Consider the following 23,061-nt stretch of genomic DNA (forward strand, 5'->3'; position numbering starts at 1 on the left):
AGAGGAAGGGCACCTTCTTAACGTGGCATGCCTACTGAGCTGCGGTGGAGCGGTCAGCCGGCGGCGGGCAGCGCGTTCAGGCGGGCGGTCACGTGTTGCTCGAGTCCGGCCATGGTGCGGGTGAACTCGGCGGCGAGGTCGAAGTCGTACCGTCGGGCCAGCACCAGCACCGACCACAGGCAGTCGGCCAGCTCGTGCGCGAGCGCCTCCCGCCCGCCGGGCAGTTCACGCCGGCCCTCAGCGGCCATAACCTGCTTGGCCAGGTCACCGACATCGCCTACGAAGCCGAGCATGAGGTCTTCCCGGGTCCAGGCCCGGCCCTGGGTGCGCACGTTGAGTTCGTCGTACATCTCGCAGATCTGCAGCGCTCGTTCCTGCAGGCTCTCCAGGTCCGTCATGGTCTCCCCGTCCGTTCGGTGATGGCGTTGCAGGCTATCGCGTCCCGAACCACGGCTGGGGGGTGTCACCGTGCAGGTGGCCACGCATGAAGCGTTGACAAGGTGCCCCTTTGGCTTCCTACGGCGAAGTGAAGATCCCCTTCTGGCTCTCGGTCGTTGGCCCGTTTCGAAGCGTCGTATCGGTCCACCATCATGTCGGCGTGGAGACCAGGGCCGACTTTGCACTCGAATTGCAGTTGCAGCGAGTCGATGAGATTGCGCGGGATCATGCTGTCAAAGCAGCTCTCTCGGCGGTGCACGCACATCTGCGCAGCGGTGGACGTAGACGCCGCGCGGGTCAGAGGCTGGTGATGCTTCTCGGCGAGGCGCGTCATGAAGCTGCGGTGGCAGACGAATGGCAGGTGGTGAGGCTACTTCAAGACTCGATCGATTATGTCGAGGGCCGCATCATCAAGGTGGAGTTCGAGGAGCGCTATCGACTTTTCAGAACGGAGCCGCGCGCGACACCGGCCTGCTCCGGCTGCTGTCGAGCGTCACGGCGAGCGTGTGCGAGTTCGCAGTGGAGCAGGGCCGGGCTTTCCTGGACTCGCAACCTGGGGCAAGCGCGGAAGAATTGCTGATTCGGATGCGGTCGCTGGGCGAGGATTCCCGGCTCATGCAGGCGCCGCCGGACCGTCCGGGACGCTACCGGATCGTTCGCGGAAGCGCTGAGACCATGATCTGGTTGGAGCGGGTCATTCGAGATCATCGTATCGATGTCGAAGATGCCCGGGAGCTGGCCCGGACCATGGCACTGTCTCCCGAAGCCGTGGCGGCGCTGGCGGAGGACGAGAGCGGATGGCTGCTCTTCAGGGCCGCCGAGCTTCGTCGGCGGGCTGCCGCGTTGCTGACTTTGCGGGAGGCGGTCGAAGATCCCAGTGCGTCCGAGCACGATCTCTTGCGGGTGCTGCGTGGGCAGCCATGGATTTTCGGCGGCAGTTTCGTGCACGAGGCCGCGCAGCGCAGACTGGTCGAGGGCGACGAGGTCGACATTCCGCTCATCCGTGGCGACGGCGCACTGCACGTCGTCGAACTGAAACTGGCGATGAAGCTCGGTAAGCCTCTGATCAAGCGGCATCGTAGCGCCTGGGTGCCGACGTCCGAGGTTCACGACGCGGTCGGGCAGGCGGTCAACTACCTTGTCGGCCTCGACGAGAATCGCGAGCGTATCCGGGAGGACTTCGGGATCGAGACCCGACGGGCGAGCGCGGTGGTGCTCATCGGACATCCGGCGTTGCAGCCAGGCGTTCCGGAGGTCGAGATCAACGAAACGCTGCGTACGTTCAACGGTCACCTCAACCGAGTCGAGGTGCTCACGTACAAGGAGCTGGTCGACAACGCCGAGCGTTCGCTCGGCGGGCCACCGGTCGATCTGTTCTCTCCGGCCCCAGCTCACCGCAGGTGAAGAGTTAAGAAGGTGCCCTTCCTCTACGTAGAACGATGGGAAGGTGCCCTTCCTTCGGGCAGTGGCGGCGCAGCCCCGGTGGGGTGCGCCGCCGCCGTTGTGTCAGTGGCCCTGAGCGGCCTACTCGAGTGCGAACTCCAGTGCGTACTCGAGAGCGAACTCCAATGCGGACATGGCGAACACCACCTTTCCGAGGACTGCCTGACGTGCGTGAACTCAGCTTCCTGCGCGTGCAACAAAGTGTCAAGCAACTCTATATTTAAATTGATTACGATCCGGTCAACAGATCCAGCGGTACGGCCTTCGCGATGGCCTCGTTGCCCGCGTCGTTGGGGTGGATGTGGTCCCCGCTGTCGAAGGCCGCGCGCAGCTTGCCGGACGCGTCCGGGTCGCGGAGTACGGCGTCGACGTCGATGACGTCGTCGAACTGGTCGCTGTCGCGCAGGTACGCGTTCACCGCGAGTCTCGTGTTCTCCTTGCCCGGCGTCCAGGAGGTGAAGCCCTGGAACGGCCCGAGGGTGCAGGCGAGCACCCGCAGGCCCAGCTGGCGGGCCTGGGTGGCGAGCTGGCGCAGGCCGAAGATGACCCGTTCGGGGGAGTCGTCGTAGATCTGGATGTCGTTGATGCCCAGCGCGACGACGACCGTGCGCACGCCGGTCTGTCCGGGGGCGTCGCGCAGGAACCGGGCCAGGCCGTTCACGCCCAGCTCGGGGAAGCCGATCTCGGAGCCGTCGTGGGCCAGCGCGTTGCCGGCCAGGCCGAGGTTGAGCACGGCAGGGTCGGCCTCGCCCGGGTCGTCCTGCAGCCGCGCGGCCAGGTAGTCGGTCCAGCGCCGGTGCAGGCCCAGGGTGGAGCCGTTGGCGGCGGTCAGGGAGTCGCCGAGGACCGCCACGGCCCCGGCCGCGTGCCGGGTGCGCACGTCGACGCCGCTGAGGAAGAACCAGTAGTTGCGGCTGTCGGTGACCGTGTACTCGGCTTTCGCGGCCTGGTCGCCCGCGCCGATGTACGCCGGCTCGCGGGCGTTGAACTGGAACGTCACCGGGCCGGTCGCCGCGGGCAGGAACACGCTGACGGTCAGCTCCTGCAGCGCCCGCACCGGCATCGGCACCGGGTCGCTGAGCACCTGGCCGCCCTTGGGCACGGTGACCTGCTGGCGGCCGTCGAAGGTCAGCTCGCGCAGGGTGGCCGGCTGGATCTGTGGGGTGTCGTTGGCGACCGGCAGGGCCAGCGTCGCCCGGCCGACGGTCAGCGGCTGCGTGCCGTACGCGTTGGACAGGCGGATGCGGGTCTCGTCGCCGCCGACCGAGGTGCGCACGGTCATCCGTACCGTCTGGTTGGTGAAGCCCTTGCCCGCGATGCCGCCGCCCGCCGGAGCCAGCGCGGACGCCCACGTGCCGACCCAGCCCTCGCCCGGCGCGGCCTCGGCCGGCGCGCCGGACCGGCCCCACGCGACGGCCAGGGTGAGCGCGGTGGCGACGAGCACGGCGGCCGCGACGACGATCCGCCGCTGCGAGGAGTTGGCCACGGACATCGACCTTCCAGGCGGGACGCTGCGCCACGTCGCGCGATGTCCGGGTAGGAGGCCATCAAAGTCCGGTCAGCGTACGTACGTCAATACGTCGATCACCTGATCGGCTTGGCGAACCAGTGATGCGCATAGGGCGCGTCGTTGAACGCGGGCACCTCGGCGAAGCCGCACCGGGCGTAGAGGGCGCGGGCCTCGACCAGGTCGTCGCGGGTGTCCAGGCGCAGCAGCGACCGTGTCGGCCAGAACGTGGTCGACCTCGGCCGCGGTCGCCGCCCGGCCGTACCAGCGGCCGACGATGTCGGTGAAGTACCCGCGCAGCGCGCCCTGGGCGGCGGGGTCGGGCGGGGAGGTGAGGGCGATGGCGACGGTCGGCGGCACCCGGCCATCGTGCCCGGCCGCGACGCCCGCGGCCAGCGGTTTCCATCGCCCTCGATCATGGGCCCGGCTCGCGCCGGGCACCGGTCCCGGCCGCCGGCGAGGGCCGGCCGGGACGGGGTGGAGAGCCGGACCTCCGGCCGCGTTCGGGCGCAGGGTCGGAGGTCCGGCAGCTGTGGGGCCGTCAGCCGGCGATGGTGGCGTGCATCTCCCAGGTCATCACCTCGGCCGGAGCGCTCGCGGTGATGCGCTGGCCGCCGCTGCCGGTCAGGCGCACCGCGTCGCCCTCGGCCAGGGTGCCCGCCTGCTCCATGGCCACCGAGCCGCGCGCCACGAACAGGTGCAGGTACGGCGCGTGGGGCAGCGCGACGCTGCCGCCCGCCTCCAGCCGTGCGACGTGCAGCGCGGCGTGCCGGTTCTTGATCCGGATCGCGGACGCGCCGTCGTGCTGCTTCATGCCGGAGGCCACCGTGACCAGGCCGCCGCGCAGCAGCTCGTCGTCGATCTCGAGCTGCTCGTAGCCGGGCTTGATGCCGTCGGTGTCCGGGACCACCCACATCTGGATGAAGTGCACCGGGTCGGCGTGCTTGTGGCCCTCCAGCCGCCAGGAGTCGTTCTTCTCCGAGTGCAGGATGCCGGTGCCCGCGCTCATCCGCTGGGCCAGGCCGGGGTAGATGACGCCGGAGTGGCCGGTGGAGTCCTGGTGCACCAGCGAGCCGCGCAGCACCCAGGTCACGATCTCCATGTCGCGGTGCGGGTGCGTCTCGAAGCCCATGCCGGGCTTGACGATGTCGTCGTTGTTGACCAGCAGCAGTCCGTGGTGGGTGTTGCGCGGGTCGTAGTGTCGACCGAACGAGAACGAGTGCTTGGAGTCGAGCCAGCCGATGCGGGTCTTGGCCCGCTCGTCGGCGTACCGGACGTCGATGAGCTCGCGGCGGGGCTTGGCGGTGGAGGTCTTCACGGCCGTGCCTTTCGATCGGGTCGTTGCGTTGTCAACGAGTGCAGCATACATGACATTGTTGCGCGGTCAACTATTCCCGGTAGACTGCGGGCATGGCTGAGACGCGCTGGCTGGACGACGACGAGCAGGCGACCTGGCGGGCGTACCTGGAGGGCACCCGGCTGCTGATCCACGCGCTGGACCGCCAGCTCGAAACGGACTCCGGGGTATCTTTCGCCGATTACGAGCTGCTCGTCCTGCTCTCCGAGGCGCCGGGGCACCGGCTGCGCATGCGTGACCTGGCCGACGCCAGTTTCACCTCGCGCAGCGGGGTGACCCGCGCGGTGACCAGGCTGGAGGACGCCGGCTGGGTGCGGCGCGTCGAGTGCGACGACGACCGGCGCGGCATGCACGCCGAGCTGACCGAGGCCGGCGCGGCCAAGCTCGCCGCGGCCGCGCCCGGCCACGTCGGCGCGGTGCGCGAGCACATGTTCGACCACCTCAGCCAGGCCGAGCAGGCCCACATCCGCGAGGCGTACACCCGGATGCGGGCGCATCTGCGTCCCTGAGCGGCCCCCGGCTATCGTGTACCGATGCCCGAGGGTCACACCGTACGCCGGCTCGCCGACCGGCACCGCGAACTGTTCGCGGGGGAGCCGGTCGCGGTCACCAGTCCGCAGGGCAGGTTCGCCGAGGGCGCGGCCCGGATCAGCGGCGCGGTCCTGCTCGACACCGAGGCGTACGGCAAGCACCTGCTGCACCACTACGGCGACGTCAGCCTGCACGTGCACCTGGGGCTCTACGGCAAGTTCGCCGACGGCGACCTGCCCGTGCCGGCCCCGGTCGGCCAGATCCGGCTGCGGATGGCCAACCCCCGGCACTGGCTCGACCTGCGCGGCCCGACCGCCTGCGAGCTGCTCGACCCGCCCGAGGTCGACGCGCTGCGGGCCCGGCTGGGCGCGGACCCGCTGCGCGCCGACGCCAAACCCGAGCAGGCGTACGAGCGCATCCGCCGCAGCGACCAGGCCCTCGCCGCGCTGCTGCTCGACCAGTCGGTGGTGGCCGGCACCGGCCTGATCTTCGTGCTGGAGGCGCTGTTCCGGGCCGGGCTCGCCCCGACCATGCCCGGTCGCAGGCTCACCCCCGACGGGTGGCGGGAGCTGTGGGCCGACCTGGTCGACCTGATGGGCAAGGCCGTGCTCAGCGGCCGGATCGACACGGTGCGCCCGGAGCACGAGCCGCAGGCGATGGGCCGCCCGCCACGGGTCGACCGGCACGGCGGCGAGGTCTACGTGTACCGCCGCCCCGGGCTGCCCTGCCTGGCCTGCGGCACCGAGGTCAGCCGCGGGGAACTGGCCGGACGCAATTCGTACTGGTGCGCGACGTGTCAGAAGGGGGCGGCGTGACGCGGTACGCCGGATTGCTGCGCGGGATCAACGTCGGCGGCAACAAGAAGATCGCCATGGCCGACCTGCGCAAACTGGTCGAGGGCCTGGGCCACTCTGACGTGAAGACACTGCTGCAGAGCGGCAACGTGGTGTTCTCCAGCGACTCGCCGGACCAGGCCGCCCTGGCCGCGGAGCTGGAACGGGCCATCGAGGCCGAGCTGGGCATGTCCGTCGGCTGCCTGGTACGCGACGGGGCCGACCTGGCCCGGATCATCGCGGCTGACCCGCTCGGCGAGGTCGCCGACAACCCGTCCCGCCAGTTCGTGGTGTTCCTGTCCGGCGCGGTCGACCAGGCGAAGCTGGCCGAGGTCGAGGCGCTGGCCAAGCCGGGGGAGCGGCTCGCGGCGGGGGAGCGCGAGGTGCACATGTGGCTGCCCGACGGCGCGGCCGAGACCAAGCTGACCCACCTGGCCTTCCAGAAGCGCCTGGGCGTCACCGTCGCCACCGCCCGCAACTGGAACACGGTCACCAAACTCGCCACCCTCCTCGCCTGACCACCGAACCCGAGCGCCCGCTCGCGCCGAGGACTCCGCTTTTCATAGACGTTGGCCTATCACATTGAAAATCCGTGACCCGGATTCGATGAGATAGGCCAACGTCTATGCAGGGCGGGGCGGGGCAGGGCGGGCGGGGCGGGCAGGGTGGGGCAGGGTGGGGCAGGGTGGGGCAGGGCGGGGCGGGCTGTCAGTGGTGGCGGTGGGTGGCCAGGCGGGCCAGGGCGTGGAGTTGGGAGGCGGGGGCGAGGGCCAGGTCGGCGGCGTGGAGGCGGCGTAGGGCCTGGGCGAGCAGGGCGTCGGCGCGGGCGCGGGCCCACGAACGCGCGCCGGCGGCGTCGACCAGTTCGGCGGCGCGGGTCAGGTCCGGGCCGTCGAGCGGGCCCTGGCGCTGGTACAGCAGGGCCAGTTCGTGCCCGGCGGGGGTGCCGGAGGTGAGCGCGGCGACGACCGGCAGCGACTTCTTGCGGCTGGCCAGGTCGGAGTGCACCGGTTTGCCGGTGACCGCGGGGTCGCCCCAGATGCCGAGCAGGTCGTCGACGAACTGGAAGGCCAGCCCCATCCGGCGGCCGAACTCGGTCAGCGCCGCGACCTGGTCGGCGTTGCCGCCGCCGAGCAGGGCGCCGAGCGCGCACGCCCCGCCCAGCAGCGCGGCCGTCTTCGCCTCGGCCATGGACAGGCACTCGGCGAGGCGTACGTCGTCGCGCTCCTCGAACTCCAGGTCGGCGCTCTGGCCGTCGAGCAGTTCCTGGACCGCGGCGTTGAGCAGCCGGCCCGCCTCGGGCACCGCCGGGTGCCCGCAGCCGGCGAGCACGTCGAAGCCGAGCGCGAGCAGCGCGTCCCCGGCGAGGATGGCCGGGGCCTGCCCGAACACCGTCCACGCGGTGGGCCGGTGCCGCCGGGTGACGTCGCCGTCCATGATGTCGTCGTGCAGCAGCGAGAAGTTGTGGACCAACTCCACCGCCACTGCCGCGGGCACCGCCTGGGCCGCGTCGGCGCCCACCGCCTCGGCCGCCACCAGCGCCAGCGCGGGCCGGATCGCCTTGCCGGCGTCACCGCTGGCGGGGGTGCCGTCGGCGTCCCACCAGCCGAAGTGGTACCCCGAGATGCGGCGCATCGAGGGCCGCAGGGTGCCGACCGCGGTTCTTAACGCGGGGTCGACGAGGGTGCGGCTCCACGCCAGCACATCCCGTGCGGACTGACCGCGTGCCATCTCCACAGTGCTCATGGTGCTACCACCTCTCCGAAGGGCTCATGACAAGAACGCCGGGCACCCTGTCCAACGTGCGCACACGCCGGCAAGGTGCCCGGCGGCGGGATCAGTGGCCGAGTTCCACGTTCTCCAGCACCCCGAGCGCGTCGGGGACCAGCACCGCGGCCGAGTAGTAGGCGCTGACCAGGTACGACAGGATGGCCTTGTCGTTGATGCCCATGAAGCGCACGGACAGGCTCGGCTGGTACTCGTCGGGCAGGCCGGTCTGGTGCAGGCCGATGACGCCCTGCTCGGCCTCGCCGAGGCGCATGACCAGGATCGAGGTGGTCCGGGTCGGGCTCACCGGGATCTTGTTGCACGGGAGCAGCGGCACGCCGCGCCAGGCGGGCACGGTGCTGCCGTTGATCTCCACGCCCTGCGGGTAGATGCCGCGGCGGGTGCACTCGCGGCCGAACGCGGCGATGGCCTGCGGGTGCGCCAGGAACAGGTGCGAGCTGCGGCGGCGGCTGAGCAGCTCGTCCAGGTCGTCGGGGGTCGGCGGCCCGGACCTGGTGTGTATGCGCTGCTTGAGGTCGGCGTTGTGGAGCAGGCCGAACTCCCGGTGGTTGATCAGCTCGTGCTCCTGGCGCTCCTTGAGGGCCTCGATGGTCAGCCGGAGCTGCTGCTCGATCTGGTTCATCGGCTCGTTGTAGAGGTCGGCCACGCGCGTGTGCACCTGCAGCACGGTCTGCGCGACGCTGAGCTCGTACTCCCGGGGGCTCAGCTCGTAGTCGACGAACGTGCCGGGCAGCTGCGCCTCGCCGACGTGGCCCGCGGAGATCTCGATCGCCGCCTCGCCGTGCTTGTTCTGCGGCGGCACCGGGTTGGCCTGGAAGCGCCGTACGTGGTCGCGCAGCAGCTCGGACTGCCCGACCACCTCGTCGAACGCGGCCCGGCTCAGCGACATGACGATGCAGCTGGTCACCGCCTTGACGGTGACGTCCCAGGTGCTGCCGAGCTTGGTCAGCGACTGGTCGCCGAAGTACTCGCCGTCGGCGAGCACGCCGAGCACGATGCGGTCGCCGTACTTGCCGGTGCCCATCTTGTTGACCTTGCCGTGCGCGATCAGGTGCACCTGGTCGGCGGGGCGGCCGGCCTCCACGATGGCGTCGCCGGGGGCGTACTCCGCCTGCGTGAACCGGTCGGCCAGCGCGCCGAGCACGCCGAGGTCCTCGAAGTCGCGCAGCAGCGGCAGCTCGCACAGCTCCGGCGGCACGACCTTGACCTGCGCGCCCACTGTCGTGAAGCTGACCCGGCCGTCGCCGACGGCGTAGCTCAGCCGCCGGTTGACCCGGTAGGTGCCGCCCTTGACCTGCACCCAGGGCAGCATGCGCAGCAGCCACCGGGACGAGATCTCCTGCATCTGCGGCGCCGACTTCGTCGTCGTCGCCAGGTTGCGAGCGGCCGCCGTGGCCAGACTCGACCGTGCCTGTCCACTCTCGACTTCCGCGGAGGAATCCACAGACACCACCATCACCCACCTCTGGTAGTACGAACCGGCGGGAGTTCTCCCGCCGGTGTGTCCGGTTCGCACTAATTCTTAGTGTTCAAGTGGTATGAACGAAAGGTCTGGAAGTGGTGATCGTGCTCTGCTAGGGTGCGGCCGCCCGGACATGACCAAGGCTCCGTCCTCGCCGGGTGAGCGGCGTGAACGGAGCCTTGATCGGTGCCCGGCTACAGGCGCAGCTCGGTCCAGGTCAACCCGTCGAGGGAGTGCTCGAAGGGCGGCTCGAACGTCTTGCGCCCGGCGCCCCGCAGGTAGCGGGCACCGAACCGGTCCCAGAGCGGCGCGTCGCCCACCCTGCCCAGCGTTGCCTCGGACGGCATGGCCCGGTAGACCGCACCCGAAAGCGGCTCGTACACCAGCAGGGTGCCGTCGAAGCAGACCACCGCGCCCAGCCCGGCGTCGCCGGAGGGGTCTGGTGGCAGGTCCTTGCCCAGGTCCGCCCAGTGCGCGCCGTCGTCGGTGGTGCGCCACACCCGGCGCTTCGGCGACGACTCGACGATGAACAAGATCCGGCCGTGATCGACATAGGGCCGCTGGCCCGCGCCCGCCCGTGCGGCGTCGCCCGGCAGCGGCACGTCCCGCCAGGTGCGGCCGCGGTCGCGGCTGACCCACAGCCAGGTCTTGGTGTCGTCCCCGCCGTGCACCCAGGCGCTGCCGTCGTCGCCGCGCACCACCTTGGTCCACATCGAGGTCAACGGCTTGGTCGGCGGTGGCGTCGCGAGCAGCGCGGAGCTTCCGTCCGGGCGCAGCACCACGATGTCGATGGGCTTGCCCGTGTTCGACCGCACCTCGGCGAGCCCGCCCTCCGGGATCTCCGCCACCGTGCCCTGCGGCTCCATCGATGGCGAGGTCCAGGTCCGGCCGCCGTCGGTGGTGAACCTGCGGCGCGTGCCGTCGTAGCTGTCCAGCGCGACCGTGGTGGCGCTGAGCACCCGCAGGTTGAGCTGCGGGCCGCGCTGCTCGGCGGGCATCGTCTCGCCCGGCACGGCGTGCCGCTGCCAGGACGCGCCGCCGTCCTCCGTCTGCGCGAGATAGAGCTGGCAAGGGTCCGCCGGGCAAGCGCGGGCGAGTGCGAACCCGTGATCGGCATCGGCGAACCAGACCTCCGGCGATTCGGTCAGCGACACCTCGCCGGCCGGTGACGACGGCGGGAACGCCGGTGGCACCGAGCCCGCCGTGGGCCGCAGCGCGGAGATCGTGCCGGCCAGGGTGGCCAGCACCGCGACCGCGCTCAGCGCCGCCACCGCGGTGATCCGCCGGCGGCGGCGCAGGCCGTGCACCGCGGTGACCACCGCGGCCGCCGACGGGGCGGGCAGGTCCGAGCGCCGGTGCAGCTCGTCGCGCAGCAGTCGGTCAACGTCGTGCATACGAGCCGCCCTCCACCTGGTCGTTGTCGAGCTGCCGGCGCAGCGCGGCCAGGCCCCGGTGGCGCAGCGAGCGCACCGTGGCCGGGCGGCGGTCCAGCATCGCGGCGATCTCCTCATCGGACAGATCGTCGAGAAAGCCGAGCACCAGCACCGCGCGCTGGGCCCGCGGCAGCGCGTCCAGCGCCCGCCGCAGCTGATCACGCACATCGACCGGGCCGTACGCGTCCGGCCCCGGCCAGTCGACCTCCAGCGGCACGCTCGCGGGCCGCCGTCGGCGGATCCGCCACGCGCTCAGGTACGTGTTGAGCATCGTCGTGCGCGCGTACGCCAGCGCGCTGCCGTCGCGATGCACCCGCCGCCACGCTCCGGCGACCTTGACCAGGGTGTCCTGGATCAGGTCCTCACCGGCCACCCGTTCGCCGGTCAGGGCGTACGCGTAGCGGCTGAGCGCGGGCAGGGCGGCATGGACGAAGTCGTCGAACGAATGATCCGGCACCAGTCGCCACCTCCACCCGGTATGTACGCCGGAGGCAGGCGGCCTGTTGCACCGTCACGCCATCGTTTCTCAGCCGGTCTTGAGCCAATCCTCCACGGACTGCATCGAGTCGAAGTACCCGGTCGGGAACGAGGCCGGTCCCTCGGGCACCGGCTCGGCCTCGGCCGCCTCGGCGGGACGCGTCAGGTACGCGAGCTTCGCCAGCCCGGCCCGGTCGAACGAGGGCACGACGTGCTGGTCGTACCAGCTGTCGAAGTCGGCGTCCGGCCGGTGGTGCAGCTCCCGCGCGTCGACCACCGCGTAGCGGGTCGGCAGCTGCTCGGCGGTCTGCGCGAAGCGCGACATCAGCCCCTTGAACTCGGCCTCGCTGATGTGGTCGGTGGCCGGTGACCAGGTCAGCTCCAGCAGCGCGCGGCCGTCGTCGCGGCTGATCGTGCCGTATTCGTCATGGTAGATCGAGTTCGACATGGCGCTCCTTCCTCGGCCCGCGGGCGGCCACGGCCTCGCTGAGCCCGTGCTCCCCACCGCTGACCTCGATCACCTGCCCGGTCACGCCGCCGGACGCGTCGGACGACAGCCAGGCCACCGCCCCGGCGACCTCGTCCACGGTCACCGGCCGGCCCAGCGCGTTCTCGTAGTACATCGGGCCGCTGGACAGCCGGGTGGCCCGCACGTGGTTGACCCGCACCCCGGACGGGCCGTACTCGCTGGCCATGCTGCGCGACAGCGCCTCCAGCGCGCCGGCCACCGCGCCGAGCGCGCCGGTGTGCGGGCGGCCGCTGCTGCCGTTCGTCGAGCCGACCGTGATGATCGAGCCGCGCCCGGTCGGGACCATCACCCGGGCCGCCTCCCGTGCGGTGAGGAACTGCCCGCCGATCACCTCGGCGAGGGCGTCGGTGAGCACGGCGGGGTCCAGGTCGCGGTAGGGCACGCCGACGCCGGCGGCGTGCGCGGGCAGCTCGAAGCCGTTGAAGCACACGTCCACCGGGCCCTTGGACGCGACGGCGGTGACGTATTCGCGTACGTGGTGCGGGTCGCAGGGGTCGACGGTGGCCGGGTGCGCCTCGCCGCCGTCGGCGTGGATCTTCTCGGCGAGCGCCTCGACGGCCTCGGTGTCCAGGCCGCTGACCCACACCTCGGCCCCCAGCTTGCCCAGGTGCCGGGCCACGGTCTCGGCGAGCCGCTCGTCCGCGGCGAACACCAGGGCGCGTTTACCGGAGAGCATCATCCTCATCCCCTCACGCAGGCGGCGCGCCACCGCACGCCTCCTCACCGGAATCGTGCCACGTCCAACGCCCCCCACCTGCCGCAACTCTTAAAAACCCGCGGCCTTGAGTGCCCCGTGAGGCCGCAGGTCTTCAAGAGTCGCGGCACGGGTGGCGTCAGGGGGCGGTGAGTTCGACGCCGGCTTCGGTGGTCTGGGTGAAGAAGGTCAGGGACTCCTGGAAGTACAGCTGGACAGCGGACGCGTCGTGGGACAGGTAGCCGATCGACAGGTCCTGGCCCAGGTGCAGCTCGTAGTCGCCGCCGCGGGCCGACAGCAGCAGCCCGCCGGTGAGGGCCGGGGCCCAGATGATGTGGCTCTCCTTGCCCAGCACCCGGGAGATGTGCTCCCGGATCGGGTAGCCGTGGTCGGTGGTCTCCGCGACCGCCGTGTACGCGTCGGCGCTGAGCAGCAGCGTGTACGGCCCGGCCACCCCGGCCAGGCGCAGCTCGGTCATCGCCTGGGCGACCGCGTCCGGGTACATCGCGGCGTCGGCGGGCAGCGCGATCGGCGGGTTCGACGCCGCCTGCCGGATCCCGACCACCCCGGCGTCGGCGAAGCCGTCGAAGACCATGCCGTCCTCGGCGAACGCGATCTGCTTCGCGGCGTCCTTGACCGGCTGCCAGTCCGGGTCCTTCGCCCCGCGGGCCACGTCGTCGACCGCCTGACGGCTCACCGTGAACGGCACCCGGAACTCGACCAGCGGCCGCGCCTCGCGTACCCGGGCCTGCACCGCGCCGCCGGAGCCGCCGGCCGGGCGCAGGTGCCCGGTGCCGACCGCGGCCTGCGCCAGGCCCCCGGGCCCGATCACGTCGACGGCCCGGCGGCCCGCCACGTGCCGGGTGAAGGTGCGCCGCGCCTCGGCCTCCAGGTCCTCCCACGCCTCGTCCGAGATCGGGGCGAGTTCACGATGCAGGTTGTTCATGCCCGGCTCCCCTTCAGACTCCCGATGCCCAGCGACGCGTCGCCCGGCTCCGCCTCTTCCGCCGTCGTGCCGCGCGTGACGGCCAGCGCGCCCGGCACACCCAGCGGCCCGAGTTCCACCGGCGGCGCTTTCGCCGACGTGTCCGCCACGGGTGCCGCACCGGCTCCGGCCGAGGCGGACGGCGGCAGGTCGTCGAGCAGGTCCGCCGACGGCACGAAGAACAGGCTGCCCGTCACGGCGGTCGAGAAGTCCAGGATGCGGTCGGTGGTTCCGGGCGGGTCGCCGAGGAACATGTTGCGCAGCATCTGCTCGGTGACCTCGGGCGTGCCCGCGTACCCGATGAAGTAGGTGCCGAACTCGCCCGCGCCGGGCGAGCCGAACGGCATGTTGTCCCGCACGATCTTGCGCTCGGTGCCGTCGGGGTCGGTGATCGTGTTCAGGGTCAGGTGCGAGTCGGCCGGTTTGTCCTCGTCGGGGAACTCGATGTCGTCGAGCTTGGTGCGGCCGATGACCCGCTCCTGCTCGGCGACCGAGATCGCGTTCCAGGCGGCCATGTCGTGCAGGTACTTCTGCACGATGACGTAGCTGCCGCCGGTGAACGCCGGATCCTCGTCGCCGATCAGGGCGGCCCTGGCGGCGGCTAGGCCGGTCGGGTTCTCCGTGCCGTCGACGAAGCCGAGCAGGTCCCGCTCGTCGAAGTACTTGAAGCCGTGCGTCTCGTCGGCGACGTCGACCCGGCCGTCCAGCCGGGCCATGAACTGCTTGGCCAGCTCGAAGCACAGGTCCATGCGCCGGGCCCGCAGGTGGAACAGCAGGTCGCCCGGGGTGGCGACGGCGACGTGGCGCGGGCCGGTGAGCTCCTGGAACGGGTGCAGGCCCGCCGGCCGCGGGCCGCTGAACAGCCGGTCCCACAGCAGCGAGCCGATGCCGACCACGCACTGCAGCTGCCCGTCCGGCACCCGGAACCCGACTGCCCGGGCCAGGCTCGCGGCATCGCCGAGCAGGTCGCGGACGTCGTCCTCGGCGCCCTCGCGTACGGTGACGACCAGGAACACGGCGGCCTCGGTGATGCCCGTCAGCACCGGCTGCGACTCGACACTGCCCACAGGACCTCCCGATCAGGACAGTCAGGCGACGGGTCCGCGTTCACGCCACCGGTCGAGCACCATCGCGTGGCAGGTGACGGCCCCTCCCGGATCGTGTCACGTCGCGTCCGGCCGTACCCCCGGAATGCGGGCCCCGGCCGATTCCCCGCTTCTTCTCAAGCCGGTGAACGTCCCGTAAACTCGGCGCGGGAGCGCTCCCAACGGCGAGACCGGGCACCGCCGAGCGCTTTCGTGACGGTGGGACCGGTCCCTGCCCTGTCCCGCCCCGTCGCCACCTCTCCAGACGGGAAAAGGATCATGAGATTCCTGCGCCTCGCCGTGCCGGCGGTCCTGGTGGCCGCCACCCTCGCGGCGGCCCCGCCCGCGGCCGCCGCCGACCTCCCCTACCAGGACCCCGCCCTGCCCGTGGCCACCCGCGTCGCCGACCTGCTGTCCCGGATGACGCTCGACGAGAAGCTCGGCCAGATGACCCAGGCCGAGCGGGCCTCGGTCACCGGCGGCGACATCACGCAGTACCGGCTCGGCTCGGTGCTGTCCGGCGGCGGCTCCGCCCCCGCGTCGAACAACCCCACCTCGTGGGCGGACCTGACCGACGGCTTCCAGAACGCCGCGTCGGCCACACCCCTGAAGATCCCCCTGCTGTACGGCGCGGACGCCGTGCACGGCCACAACAACGTCGTCGGCGCGACGATCTTCCCGCACAACATCGGCCTCGGCGCGACCCGCGACCCGGCCCTGGTCCAGAACATCGGCCGGGCGGTCGCCGAGGAGGTCACCGCCACCGGCGTCGACTGGGACTTCGCCCCGTGCCTGTGCGTGGCCCGCAACGACCGCTGGGGCCGCACCTACGAGTCCTTCGGCGAGAAACCCGACCTGGTGAGCTCGATGGCCACCATCGTCACCGGCCTGCAGGGCGCCACCCTGGGCGGCCCGGCGTCCGTGCTGGCCACCGCCAAGCACTACCTGGGTGACGGCGGCACCACCAACGGCACCGACCAGGGCAACACCCAGCTGTCCGAAGCGGAGCTGCGCGCGATCCACCTGCCGCCCTTCCAGGCCGCGATCCAGCGCGGCGTCGGCTCCGTCATGATCTCCTACAGCAGCTGGAACGGGTCCAAGCTGCACGGCAACCAGTTCCTCATCACCACCGTGCTCAAGGGCGAGCTGGGTTTCTCCGGGATCGTCGTGTCCGACTGGAACGGCATCGACCAGATCGACGGCGCGACCGGCATGAGCGCCACCGACGTGCGCAGCGCCGTCAACGCCGGCATCGACATGGTCATGGTGCCGACCGCCTGGAAGAGCTTCCTCGACCTGCTCCGCGCCGAGGTGAACGCGGGCCGGGTCAGCACCTCCCGGATCGACGACGCGGTGCGCCGCATCCTGGCCAAGAAGTTCGAGCTGGGCCTGTTCGAGCGGCCGCTGGCCGACCGCTCCTACCTGTCCACGTTCGGCGGCACGGCGCACCGCGCCCTGGCCCGCCAGGCGGTCGCCAAGTCGCAGGTCGTGCTGAAGAACAGCGGCAACGTGCTGCCGATCCCGGCCACCGGCGGCAAGGTCTTCGTCGCGGGCCGGCACGCCGACGACATCGGCCTGCAGAGCGGCGGCTGGACCGTCTCCTGGCAGGGCGCGTCCGGCAACACCACCCCCGGCACCACGATCCTGCAGGGCATCCGCGACACCGTCGGGTCCGGCACGACCGTCACCTACAGCAGCAACGGCGGCGGCATCGACAGCTCGTACCGCGTGGCGATCGCGGTCGTCGGCGAGCAGCCGTACGCCGAGGGCCAGGGCGACCGCCCCAGCGGCATGGGCCTGGACAGCACCGACCTCAACACCCTCACCACGCTGCGCAACTCCGGCGTGCCCGTGGTGGTCGTGCTGGTCTCCGGCCGCCCGCTCGACGTCGCGGCCCAGCTGCCGAACTGGAACGCCCTGGTCGCGGCCTGGCTGCCCGGCACCGAGGGGCAGGGCGTCGCCGACGTGCTGTTCGGGGCCGTCCCGCCGACCGGCAAGCTGCCGGTGACCTGGATGAGCAGCGCGAGCCAGCAGCCGATCAACGACGGCGACGGCAAGACCCCGCTGTTCGCGTACGGCTTCGGCCTGACCTACGGCGGCACCCCGGTCGACACCACCCCGCCGTCCACCCCCGGCACCCCGACCGCGTCCAGCGTCACCGCCTCCGGCGCCACCCTGTCCTGGACGGCGTCCACCGACAACGTCGCCGTCACCGGGTACGACGTGGTCCGGGTCCAGGGCTCGACGGAGACCGTCGTGTCCTCGCCGACCACCAGCACCGCCGCCCTGACCGGCCTGACCGCCTCGACCGCCTACACGTTCGCGGTGTACGCCAAGGACGCCGCGGGCAACCGCTCGACCCGATCCGGCACCCTCACCGTCACCACGACCGGCGGCGGCACCGGCGCGAGCTGCCGGGTCACCTGGACCCCGAACAGCTGGGGCAACGGCTTCACGGCCGACGTCACCATCCTCAACACCGGGTCCACCACCATCAACGGCTGGACCCTGACCTGGACCTTCACCGGCGGCCAGCAGGTCACCAGCGCCTGGAACGCCACCGTCACCCAGTCCGGCGCCACCGTCACGGCCCGCGACGCCGGCTGGAACGCCGCCATCGCCCCCAGCGCCACCGCCCAGTTCGGCCTCCAGGGCACCCACCCCGGCAGCAACCCCACCCCCACCACCTTCACCCTCAACACCACCCCCTGCACCTGAGGAAAGGAAGGGCACCTTCACATCGCTCCGCGATGTAGAAGGTGCCCTTCCCAACCAAATAAGCCTGTGGCGTGCGGGGATGTGCGCCCGGCGGCGCGTTGGGCGGGTCGGCCGCTCGCGCCGGGTTCAGCTGGTCAGCGGCTCGTACACGTCGCCGCGGTCGCTGACCGGCAGGTAGCGCTCGTCGGCCGCCGCGGCGTGCAGGCCCGCCAGCAGGCCGGCCGCCTCGGGCAGGCCCAGGGCGTCGCGCAGCCGAGCCCGGTCGTCGTCCAGCTCGGGCCAGTCCTCGCGGATCTCGTCGTCGGCGAACGCGAGCCACTCGCGCAGCGCCGCTCCGTCGCCGTACGGCATCGAGGTGGCGTCGTGCAGGCTGGGCAGCCCGACCACCAGCGCCAGCGCCGTACGCAGGTCCGCCGCGATCAGCCCGCCCTCGCCCTCGGAGCCCGCGTAGACCACCGGCCGGTTGTCCGCCGGTGCCCCGGCCAGTAGAAACGCGCCCCCGGACGCGTCCCCGGCGATCATCTCCAGCGCGCCGCCGTCCGCCAGCCGCACCGCTTCGACGGGCCCGTTCTCTGCCCGCCGAAGATCGAAGTCGAAGCGGGCGAGCAGCTCGGCGAGCCACTGCTCGTCCTGTATCTGCCGCAGCAGGTCCTCATCACGCATGCGAGGCACCGTACCGGCGACCTCCGTCAGTCCCCGTCCACGCGGTTTCGGCGGGGCGCGGCGGGCGCGGGCACGGCGACTTCCGCCGGGGACCCGACGGGAGCATTCCGCCGTCTCAACCCGGCCGGTCACCGGCGGCCGGGTGGGTGTCCTGCGCGAGGGCCAGCGTGAGCATCCGGCGCAGCCCGACGATCGCCGCGGCGGCCAGGATCGCCGTCCAGGTCGTGGCCACCGACAGGGTGAGCAGTCCCGCCGCCAGCCAGAAGTCCAGCGCCACCGACAGGGCCAGCCGGCCGGATCGGCTCCGCGCGAACATCAGCGCCCCGGCGACGAAACCCGCCGCCACGCAGAGCTGCGCCGCGCCGCGTACCACCTCGTCGGGCAGCAGGGTCACGGCGTGCCCCGGGCCGGACCGGGCGCGGTGACGTCGACGCGTCCGCTCAGCTCGGCGCGGGCCTCCTGGATCTCCTTGGTGAGGAAGTAGTTCAGCGCGGTGCGGATCGTGGCGATCGCCGCGAGTTCGGCGATCTCGCGCAGGGTGGGCGAGACCGCGGTGCGCAGGATGTCACCGGCGAGCTGGAACTCCAGGCCGAGGGTGAGGAAGCGGCCGAGCCCCAGCCGGATCGGTACGAAGTCGACGGTGTGCCGCCCGCGGATCGCCGCGCCGACGAACTGCACGAACGCGACGCTCGCGCCGATGAAGATGACCACGGCGCCGGCGGCCTCGACCAGCATGAGGAGCAGATCGACCAGGTTGGCCAGCGCGGCCTGGCCCCACGGGTGCTCCATCGACCGCCCCCACCGGTCCCTTGTGTGCCCTCACGCTACGCCGCGCCCCGGAACCGGAACCCCGAAAACGGGACATCCACCGCACCGCTCCCGACCGTCACGGCCGGCCTTGATGGTCCGTCACACCGCGCGGGGCGGGAGGATCTGGATCGTCTCGGTGCCCTCGCGCAGGGCACGGCCGACGGTGCAGTGGTTCTCGTGCACCCGGTGGGCCACGGACTCGAAGACCTCGGCGGCCTTGTCGTCGCCCGGCGGCAGCTCGATCTCGTACGTCGCCGTGATCGGCCCGAGCTTCGTCGGCGCGACCTTCTCGGCGTCGACGCGTACCGCCAGCTTGACCAGCCGGTGCCCGCGCTTGGCGGTCAGCGGCTCGACGGTGACGATCTCGCAGCCGCCCAGGGCCACGAGCAGCAGCTCGACCGGCGAGAACACGCCGTCCTGATCGGAGCTGCCCACGGCGACCGAGGCCCCGCGCTCGTTGGTGGCGATGAAACCGTCGTCGGTGCGTTCGACCCTTACCGTTGCCATGATCGCCATGCTACCGGCGAGCCCGCGGCACCGGCGCGCTTGGCCGCGGCCGACTGGGCGCCGGGGTTCACTGGTAGATCTTGCGGCCTTCCGCGAGCATCGCGACGTACTGGGCGATCCGCCTGGCCCGGGTCTCCGGCCGCTTCGCCTCCTGGACGCGGTGCAGGATCGCGTACCGGTTCTGCCGGTCGACGGTGGCGAAGAAGCGCTGCGCCTCGGGGTTCGCGGCGAGCGCTTCGGCGAGGTCGTCGGGGACCTCGGCCGTGCGCATGCCGTCGTAGGCGGCGTCCCAGCGCCCGTCGGCCTGTGCCCGCTCGATCTCGGCCAGGCCGCCGGGACGCATCCGGCCCGATGCGATCAAGGCCGCCGCCTTGTCGCGGTTGATCTTCGACCAGCGGCTGCGGGCCCGGCGCGGGGTGAACTTCTGCAGCCAGTACACGTCGTCGACGCCCGCTTTCGGCCCGTCGATCCAGCCGTGGCACAGCGCCACGTCGAGCGCCTGCGGGTAGTCCACCGACGGCACGCCGGAGGCCTTCTTCGCCAGTTTGAGCCACACGCCGGCGCTGTCGGCGGGCTGCGCGGCGAGCCACTGCTCGAAGGCGTCGGCGTCTACGAAGGTCAGCATCGGGGCGTCGGTGGCCATCGGGCCAGTCAAACACCCGGGTCCGACATTCGCCGCCGGGCGGCGCGGCCCGAGCGGTGGAGGCCATCAGGTGTGAGGGGAGGGGCTGTGGGGTATAGCGACCCCATGCTCAGCGAGATCAGTGCAGAGCTCCTGGAGACGATGAAGCGTGCGGCCAGCGTGCTGCGCCGCGCCGAGGTGCCCTTCGCACTGGCGGGCGGTTTCGCGGTCTACGCCCGCGGCGGCACCTCCAGCGAGCATGACGTGGACTTCGTCATCCGTGAGGAGGACGTCGAGCGGACCCTGCAGGCGTACGCCGAGGAGGGCTTCCGGACCGAGCGTCCCCCCGAGGACTGGCTGGTGAAGGTGTACGACGAGGACCGGCTGGTGGATCTGATCTTCCGGCCGGTGCAGCGTCAGGTGACCGAGGAGGTCCTGGCGGAGAGCTCGATCGTGCCGGTCGGCGCGCTGCACATTCCCGTGCTGTCGGCGACCATGCTGATGGAGCACAAGCTGCTGACCTTCTCCCAGCACCATTGCGACTACTCCCGGGCGCTGCCGCTGGCCCGCTCGCTGCGCGAGCAGATCGACTGGGAGCAGGTACGCCGCGACACGGCCCACTCGGTGTACGCCGAGGCCTGCCTCTACCTGCTGAGCCTGCTGGAGATCATCCCGCCGGCGACCGAGGGCGGCGCGCACGAGCAGCACGAGCGACCCACGCAGGCCTCGGTGCCTGCCGGAGCGGACAGGACGGGGGCATGGTGAGCGAGCCCAGAGTGGTCGACGAGTACGCCGACGCCGAGGTGCACCGCATGCTGACCGAGGACGGCACGATCTGCGAGCAGGGCATCGAGGTGATCCGCCGGGACGGGGCGGTGCTGCTGCGCGGCCAGGTCGAGACGGCTCACCGGCGCGACGCGATCGGGGAGCGGGTGGCGGCTATGTTCCCGGACAAGCACGTGTGCAACGACATCGTGGTGACGGCGGTCGCCGAACCCGCCGAGCCCGAGGTGATCACGTGATCCGGGTGGCGGCGGTCGGCGACGTGCACATGGACGTGGACGTGCTCGGCCGGTACCGCCCGTCCCTGGAGCAGCTCGGCGAGCGCGCCGACGTCCTGCTGCTGGCCGGCGACCTGACCCGGCACGGCACCGTCAACGAGGCCGAGTGCGTGGCCCGCGAGTTCGGCGACCTGCCGGTGCCGGTCGTGGCGGTGCTCGGCAACCACGACTACCACAGCGACCAGCAGCGCGAGGTCACCAAGGTGCTGGCCGCGGCCGGCATCACCGTGCTGGAGGGCGACGGCATCACGATCAGCTGCCGCGACATGAAGTTCGGCGTGGCCGGGATCAAGGGCTTCGGCGGCGGTTTCGCGGGGCGCTGCGCGTCCATGTTCGGCGAGCAGGAGATCAAGGATTTCGTGCGTACGACCGAGCGCGCCGCGACCCGCCTGCAGGCAGCCCTGCTGGCGCTGGACGCCGACGTGCTGGTCGCGCTGACGCACTACGCGCCGGTGCCGGACACGCTGCTCGGCGAGCCGCTGGAGATCTACCCGTTCCTCGGCTCGTACCTGCTGGGCCAGGCGATCGACTCGGCCCCCACCTCGCTGGCCGTGCACGGGCACGCGCACGCGGGGGTGGAGCGCGGGGTGACCCCGGGCGGGGTGCGCGTGCGCAACGTGGCGCACCCGGTGATCCGTCAGGCCTACAGCGTCTATCAGCTCGATGCGGCCCCACCGGCCCGAACGCCCGTTTCGCAGGGCGCGGGCCGGGGTATCGACTCGTTGTCGCACGACGTCTGACGTCAGGAGATCATGATGTTCCTCCGTACCCGGAACAACGACAGTGTCGCCTCGGCCACCTGGAACGAGTTCCTGCACGGGCTGGGCAGCACCCGTGACGTGGCAGCCGAACGGGCGAAGGAGAAGGCGGGGAGCATGCGCAGCACGCTGTCCGACACCGGCTCCGAGGCGCGGCACCGGGCCTCGCTGGCCCTCGATGCGCTCGCGGGCCGGCCGGCTCCGATGCGCTGGGGATGGGTGGTGGCGGCCGCCGGGATCGGCGCGCTGGCCGGCTTCGCGGTCGCGGAGCTGCTGCGCGGGCACCCGGTGGACGAGGCGGTCGCCTCGCTGCGCCGCCAGCTCAGCCACAGCAAGGAGCAGGCCGAGGAGTACGTCGGCTGACACGCCGAACCGCCGGAACCCGGGCGGGCGCGGCGGGGCCGGTGCTAACTTGCACTCGCCCCCCGTGCCCGCCTCAGCGTTTCCGCAAGCCTTCCGGGGGTCCGCGATGAAGACCGAGTACCGGCTGTTCCTCGGTGTGGCCGCGTTCCTGTTCGTGACCGCGGTCGTGTACTGGTTCTGGAGCGGGGCGGCGCTGCCGCAGTACGACTGGATCGGCACCACCGCGCTGACCCTCAGCGGCCTGCTGTGCCTGATGTGCGGCGGCTACTTCTGGTTCGTCTCGCGCCGCATCGAGCTGCGACCCGAGGACCGCGGCGACGCCGACATCGCCGAGGGCGCGGGCGAGATCGGCTTCTTCAGCCCCGGCAGCTACTGGCCGTTCGGCATCGCGCTGGCCGCCCTGATCACCTCGCTGGGGCTGGTGTTCTGGATGTGGTGGCTGATCGCCGTCGGGGTCGTCGCGACCATCGTGACGGCGTCGGCGCTGCTGTTCGAGTACTACACCGGGACTCGCCGGACAGCCGAGCACTGACGCCCCGGACGCGCCACAATCGAAGAGGGGACGCAGTCGCGCCGGTGGAGCGCGGAGCGGAGGCGGGGGCGATGGGATTCGACGAGAAGATCCACAACATGTCTCAACGGGTGGCCGGCAGGGCCGAGGAGGTGGCCGGCAAGGTCACCCACAATGAGCGCTGGGAGCGCGAAGGCCGGGCCCGGGTGGCCGCGGTCGACGAGGACGAGGCCCGGCAGCGGGCCAAGGACGTCGCCAAGGCGCAGGAGGCGACCGGGCACATCAGCCACGACGAGCGGCTGCGCCTGGAACGCCGCGACGACGCCTAGCAATCCACCAGCGATGATGCGATCCGGGGGTGTCCGTCGACACCTTCATACAGGCCTGTAACAGCGCCGACAAACCGCAGCCTTAACGTGGTCTCAGACGTTGTATCAAGGTCAGGTCGCCTCGACGCGGCAGCGCAGCCGCTCGGCAGGCCGACCA

General features: G+C 71.6%; 28 protein-coding genes. 12 read left to right on the plus strand and 16 right to left on the minus strand.

Translation table 11 applies throughout. The features are described from left to right. Positions 1–53: 53 nt before the first annotated feature. Positions 54–398, minus strand: a complete 345-nt coding sequence (locus tag Cco03nite_RS26200) for a MazG nucleotide pyrophosphohydrolase domain-containing protein (protein ID WP_203694874.1) — start codon at positions 396–398, stop codon at positions 54–56. A 110-nt stretch (positions 399–508) separates the two neighbouring features. On the opposite strand from Cco03nite_RS26200, the gene Cco03nite_RS26205 reads away from it, so the two are divergent. Both Cco03nite_RS26205 and Cco03nite_RS26210 read left to right on the plus strand, forming a co-directional pair. Further along, positions 509–1,018: a hypothetical protein gene (locus Cco03nite_RS26205; protein ID WP_203694875.1), complete on the plus strand. Its 510-nt coding sequence runs from the start codon at positions 509–511 to the stop codon at positions 1,016–1,018. Between the two features lie 5 nt (positions 1,019–1,023). Continuing rightward, on the plus strand, positions 1,024–1,842 hold the full coding sequence (locus tag Cco03nite_RS26210; protein WP_203694876.1) for a Shedu anti-phage system protein SduA domain-containing protein: 819 nt from the start codon (positions 1,024–1,026) through the stop codon (positions 1,840–1,842). A 268-nt stretch (positions 1,843–2,110) separates the two neighbouring features. Here the strand turns inward: Cco03nite_RS26210 and Cco03nite_RS26215 are convergent, their stop codons facing one another. Then, positions 2,111–3,373, minus strand: coding sequence for a GDSL-type esterase/lipase family protein (locus Cco03nite_RS26215; protein ID WP_373314326.1), 1,263 nt, complete (start codon positions 3,371–3,373; stop codon positions 2,111–2,113). Positions 3,374–3,929: 556 nt separating this feature from the next. After that, entirely contained in the window at positions 3,930–4,706 is a 777-nt protein-coding gene (locus Cco03nite_RS26220; protein ID WP_239167673.1) for a pirin family protein, read from the minus strand. 92 nt (positions 4,707–4,798) lie between these two features. Between Cco03nite_RS26220 and Cco03nite_RS26225 the strand changes: the two genes are divergently transcribed. From Cco03nite_RS26225 to Cco03nite_RS26235, 3 genes are read left to right on the plus strand one after another with little or no spacing between them, the layout of a single operon-like run. Next, positions 4,799–5,254 (plus strand): MarR family winged helix-turn-helix transcriptional regulator, encoded by a 456-nt coding sequence (locus Cco03nite_RS26225; protein WP_203694879.1) that lies wholly within the window; start codon positions 4,799–4,801, stop codon positions 5,252–5,254. 24 nt (positions 5,255–5,278) lie between these two features. Next, entirely contained in the window at positions 5,279–6,091 is an 813-nt protein-coding gene (locus tag Cco03nite_RS26230; RefSeq protein ID WP_203694880.1) for an Fpg/Nei family DNA glycosylase, read from the plus strand. Next, complete coding sequence (locus tag Cco03nite_RS26235) at positions 6,088–6,627, plus strand: DUF1697 domain-containing protein (RefSeq protein ID WP_203694881.1); 540 nt, start codon at positions 6,088–6,090, stop codon at positions 6,625–6,627. The genes Cco03nite_RS26230 and Cco03nite_RS26235 overlap by 4 nt, the downstream gene beginning before the upstream one ends. Positions 6,628–6,817: 190 nt before the next feature. Here the strand turns inward: Cco03nite_RS26235 and Cco03nite_RS26240 are convergent, their stop codons facing one another. The 8 genes from Cco03nite_RS26240 to Cco03nite_RS26275 all read right to left on the minus strand — a co-directional run bounded on the left by Cco03nite_RS26240 (position 6,818) and on the right by Cco03nite_RS26275 (position 14,544). After that, positions 6,818–7,855 (minus strand): family 2 encapsulin nanocompartment cargo protein polyprenyl transferase, encoded by a 1,038-nt coding sequence (locus Cco03nite_RS26240; RefSeq protein ID WP_203694882.1) that lies wholly within the window; start codon positions 7,853–7,855, stop codon positions 6,818–6,820. 91 nt (positions 7,856–7,946) lie between these two features. Further along, positions 7,947–9,341 carry a family 2B encapsulin nanocompartment shell protein gene (locus tag Cco03nite_RS26245; RefSeq protein WP_373314327.1) on the minus strand — a complete coding sequence of 465 codons (1,395 nt, stop codon included), beginning with the start codon at positions 9,339–9,341 and terminating at the stop codon, positions 7,947–7,949. A 212-nt stretch (positions 9,342–9,553) separates the two neighbouring features. Beyond that, positions 9,554–10,753, minus strand: coding sequence for a hypothetical protein (locus Cco03nite_RS26250; protein WP_203694884.1), 1,200 nt, complete (start codon positions 10,751–10,753; stop codon positions 9,554–9,556). Continuing rightward, entirely contained in the window at positions 10,740–11,249 is a 510-nt protein-coding gene (locus Cco03nite_RS26255) for a SigE family RNA polymerase sigma factor (RefSeq protein ID WP_203694885.1), read from the minus strand. The genes Cco03nite_RS26250 and Cco03nite_RS26255 overlap by 14 nt, the downstream gene beginning before the upstream one ends. A 69-nt stretch (positions 11,250–11,318) precedes the next feature. After that, the gene (locus tag Cco03nite_RS26260; protein WP_203694886.1) at positions 11,319–11,717 is read right to left on the minus strand and encodes a hypothetical protein; all 399 of its coding nucleotides are present in this window, start codon (positions 11,715–11,717) and stop codon (positions 11,319–11,321) included. Continuing rightward, positions 11,695–12,474, minus strand: a complete 780-nt coding sequence (locus Cco03nite_RS26265; protein ID WP_203694887.1) for an SDR family NAD(P)-dependent oxidoreductase — start codon at positions 12,472–12,474, stop codon at positions 11,695–11,697. Before Cco03nite_RS26265 ends, Cco03nite_RS26260 begins: the two co-directional genes overlap by 23 nt. Positions 12,475–12,631: 157 nt before the next feature. Next, on the minus strand, positions 12,632–13,438 hold the full coding sequence (locus Cco03nite_RS26270) for a family 1 encapsulin nanocompartment shell protein (protein ID WP_203694888.1): 807 nt from the start codon (positions 13,436–13,438) through the stop codon (positions 12,632–12,634). Continuing rightward, positions 13,435–14,544, minus strand: coding sequence for a Dyp-type peroxidase (locus tag Cco03nite_RS26275; protein ID WP_203694889.1), 1,110 nt, complete (start codon positions 14,542–14,544; stop codon positions 13,435–13,437). The genes Cco03nite_RS26270 and Cco03nite_RS26275 overlap by 4 nt, the downstream gene beginning before the upstream one ends. A 297-nt stretch (positions 14,545–14,841) precedes the next feature. Here Cco03nite_RS26275 and Cco03nite_RS26280 point away from each other — a divergent pair, with 297 nt between their 5' ends. Next, positions 14,842–17,280: a glycoside hydrolase family 3 N-terminal domain-containing protein gene (locus Cco03nite_RS26280; protein WP_203694890.1), complete on the plus strand. Its 2,439-nt coding sequence runs from the start codon at positions 14,842–14,844 to the stop codon at positions 17,278–17,280. Positions 17,281–17,406: 126 nt separating this feature from the next. Here the strand turns inward: Cco03nite_RS26280 and Cco03nite_RS26285 are convergent, their stop codons facing one another. The 5 genes from Cco03nite_RS26285 to Cco03nite_RS26305 form a co-directional block, all read right to left on the minus strand. After that, entirely contained in the window at positions 17,407–17,943 is a 537-nt protein-coding gene (locus Cco03nite_RS26285; protein WP_203694891.1) for a hypothetical protein, read from the minus strand. 115 nt (positions 17,944–18,058) lie between these two features. Next, positions 18,059–18,337 (minus strand): DUF1622 domain-containing protein, encoded by a 279-nt coding sequence (locus Cco03nite_RS26290; protein WP_203694892.1) that lies wholly within the window; start codon positions 18,335–18,337, stop codon positions 18,059–18,061. Continuing rightward, a complete protein-coding gene (locus tag Cco03nite_RS26295; protein WP_203694893.1) occupies positions 18,334–18,732 on the minus strand; it encodes a DUF1622 domain-containing protein in 399 nt (132 codons plus the stop codon). The genes Cco03nite_RS26290 and Cco03nite_RS26295 overlap by 4 nt, the downstream gene beginning before the upstream one ends. Positions 18,733–18,852: 120 nt before the next feature. After that, on the minus strand, positions 18,853–19,260 hold the full coding sequence (locus Cco03nite_RS26300) for an OsmC family protein (RefSeq protein ID WP_239167674.1): 408 nt from the start codon (positions 19,258–19,260) through the stop codon (positions 18,853–18,855). Positions 19,261–19,327: 67 nt separating this feature from the next. Next, complete coding sequence (locus tag Cco03nite_RS26305) at positions 19,328–19,903, minus strand: YdeI/OmpD-associated family protein (RefSeq protein ID WP_203694895.1); 576 nt, start codon at positions 19,901–19,903, stop codon at positions 19,328–19,330. 105 nt (positions 19,904–20,008) lie between these two features. Here Cco03nite_RS26305 and Cco03nite_RS26310 point away from each other — a divergent pair, with 105 nt between their 5' ends. From Cco03nite_RS26310 to Cco03nite_RS26335, 6 genes are all read left to right on the plus strand, one after another. Then, positions 20,009–20,647 (plus strand): nucleotidyltransferase family protein, encoded by a 639-nt coding sequence (locus Cco03nite_RS26310; RefSeq protein WP_239167675.1) that lies wholly within the window; start codon positions 20,009–20,011, stop codon positions 20,645–20,647. After that, positions 20,644–20,904: a BON domain-containing protein gene (locus tag Cco03nite_RS26315; protein WP_373314328.1), complete on the plus strand. Its 261-nt coding sequence runs from the start codon at positions 20,644–20,646 to the stop codon at positions 20,902–20,904. The genes Cco03nite_RS26310 and Cco03nite_RS26315 overlap by 4 nt, the downstream gene beginning before the upstream one ends. Continuing rightward, complete coding sequence (locus Cco03nite_RS26320; RefSeq protein ID WP_203694897.1) at positions 20,901–21,683, plus strand: metallophosphoesterase family protein; 783 nt, start codon at positions 20,901–20,903, stop codon at positions 21,681–21,683. Before Cco03nite_RS26315 ends, Cco03nite_RS26320 begins: the two co-directional genes overlap by 4 nt. Before the next feature lie 15 nt (positions 21,684–21,698). Further along, positions 21,699–22,064 (plus strand): hypothetical protein, encoded by a 366-nt coding sequence (locus tag Cco03nite_RS26325; protein ID WP_203694898.1) that lies wholly within the window; start codon positions 21,699–21,701, stop codon positions 22,062–22,064. Between the two features lie 106 nt (positions 22,065–22,170). Continuing rightward, on the plus strand, positions 22,171–22,596 hold the full coding sequence (locus Cco03nite_RS26330; RefSeq protein ID WP_203694899.1) for a cytochrome c oxidase subunit 4: 426 nt from the start codon (positions 22,171–22,173) through the stop codon (positions 22,594–22,596). Positions 22,597–22,667: 71 nt separating this feature from the next. Further along, complete coding sequence (locus tag Cco03nite_RS26335; RefSeq protein ID WP_203694900.1) at positions 22,668–22,904, plus strand: CsbD family protein; 237 nt, start codon at positions 22,668–22,670, stop codon at positions 22,902–22,904. Positions 22,905–23,061 lie beyond the last annotated feature (157 nt).

It is taken from the genome of Catellatospora coxensis, assembly GCF_016862635.1.
GTDB lineage: Bacteria > Actinomycetota > Actinomycetes > Mycobacteriales > Micromonosporaceae > Catellatospora > Catellatospora coxensis.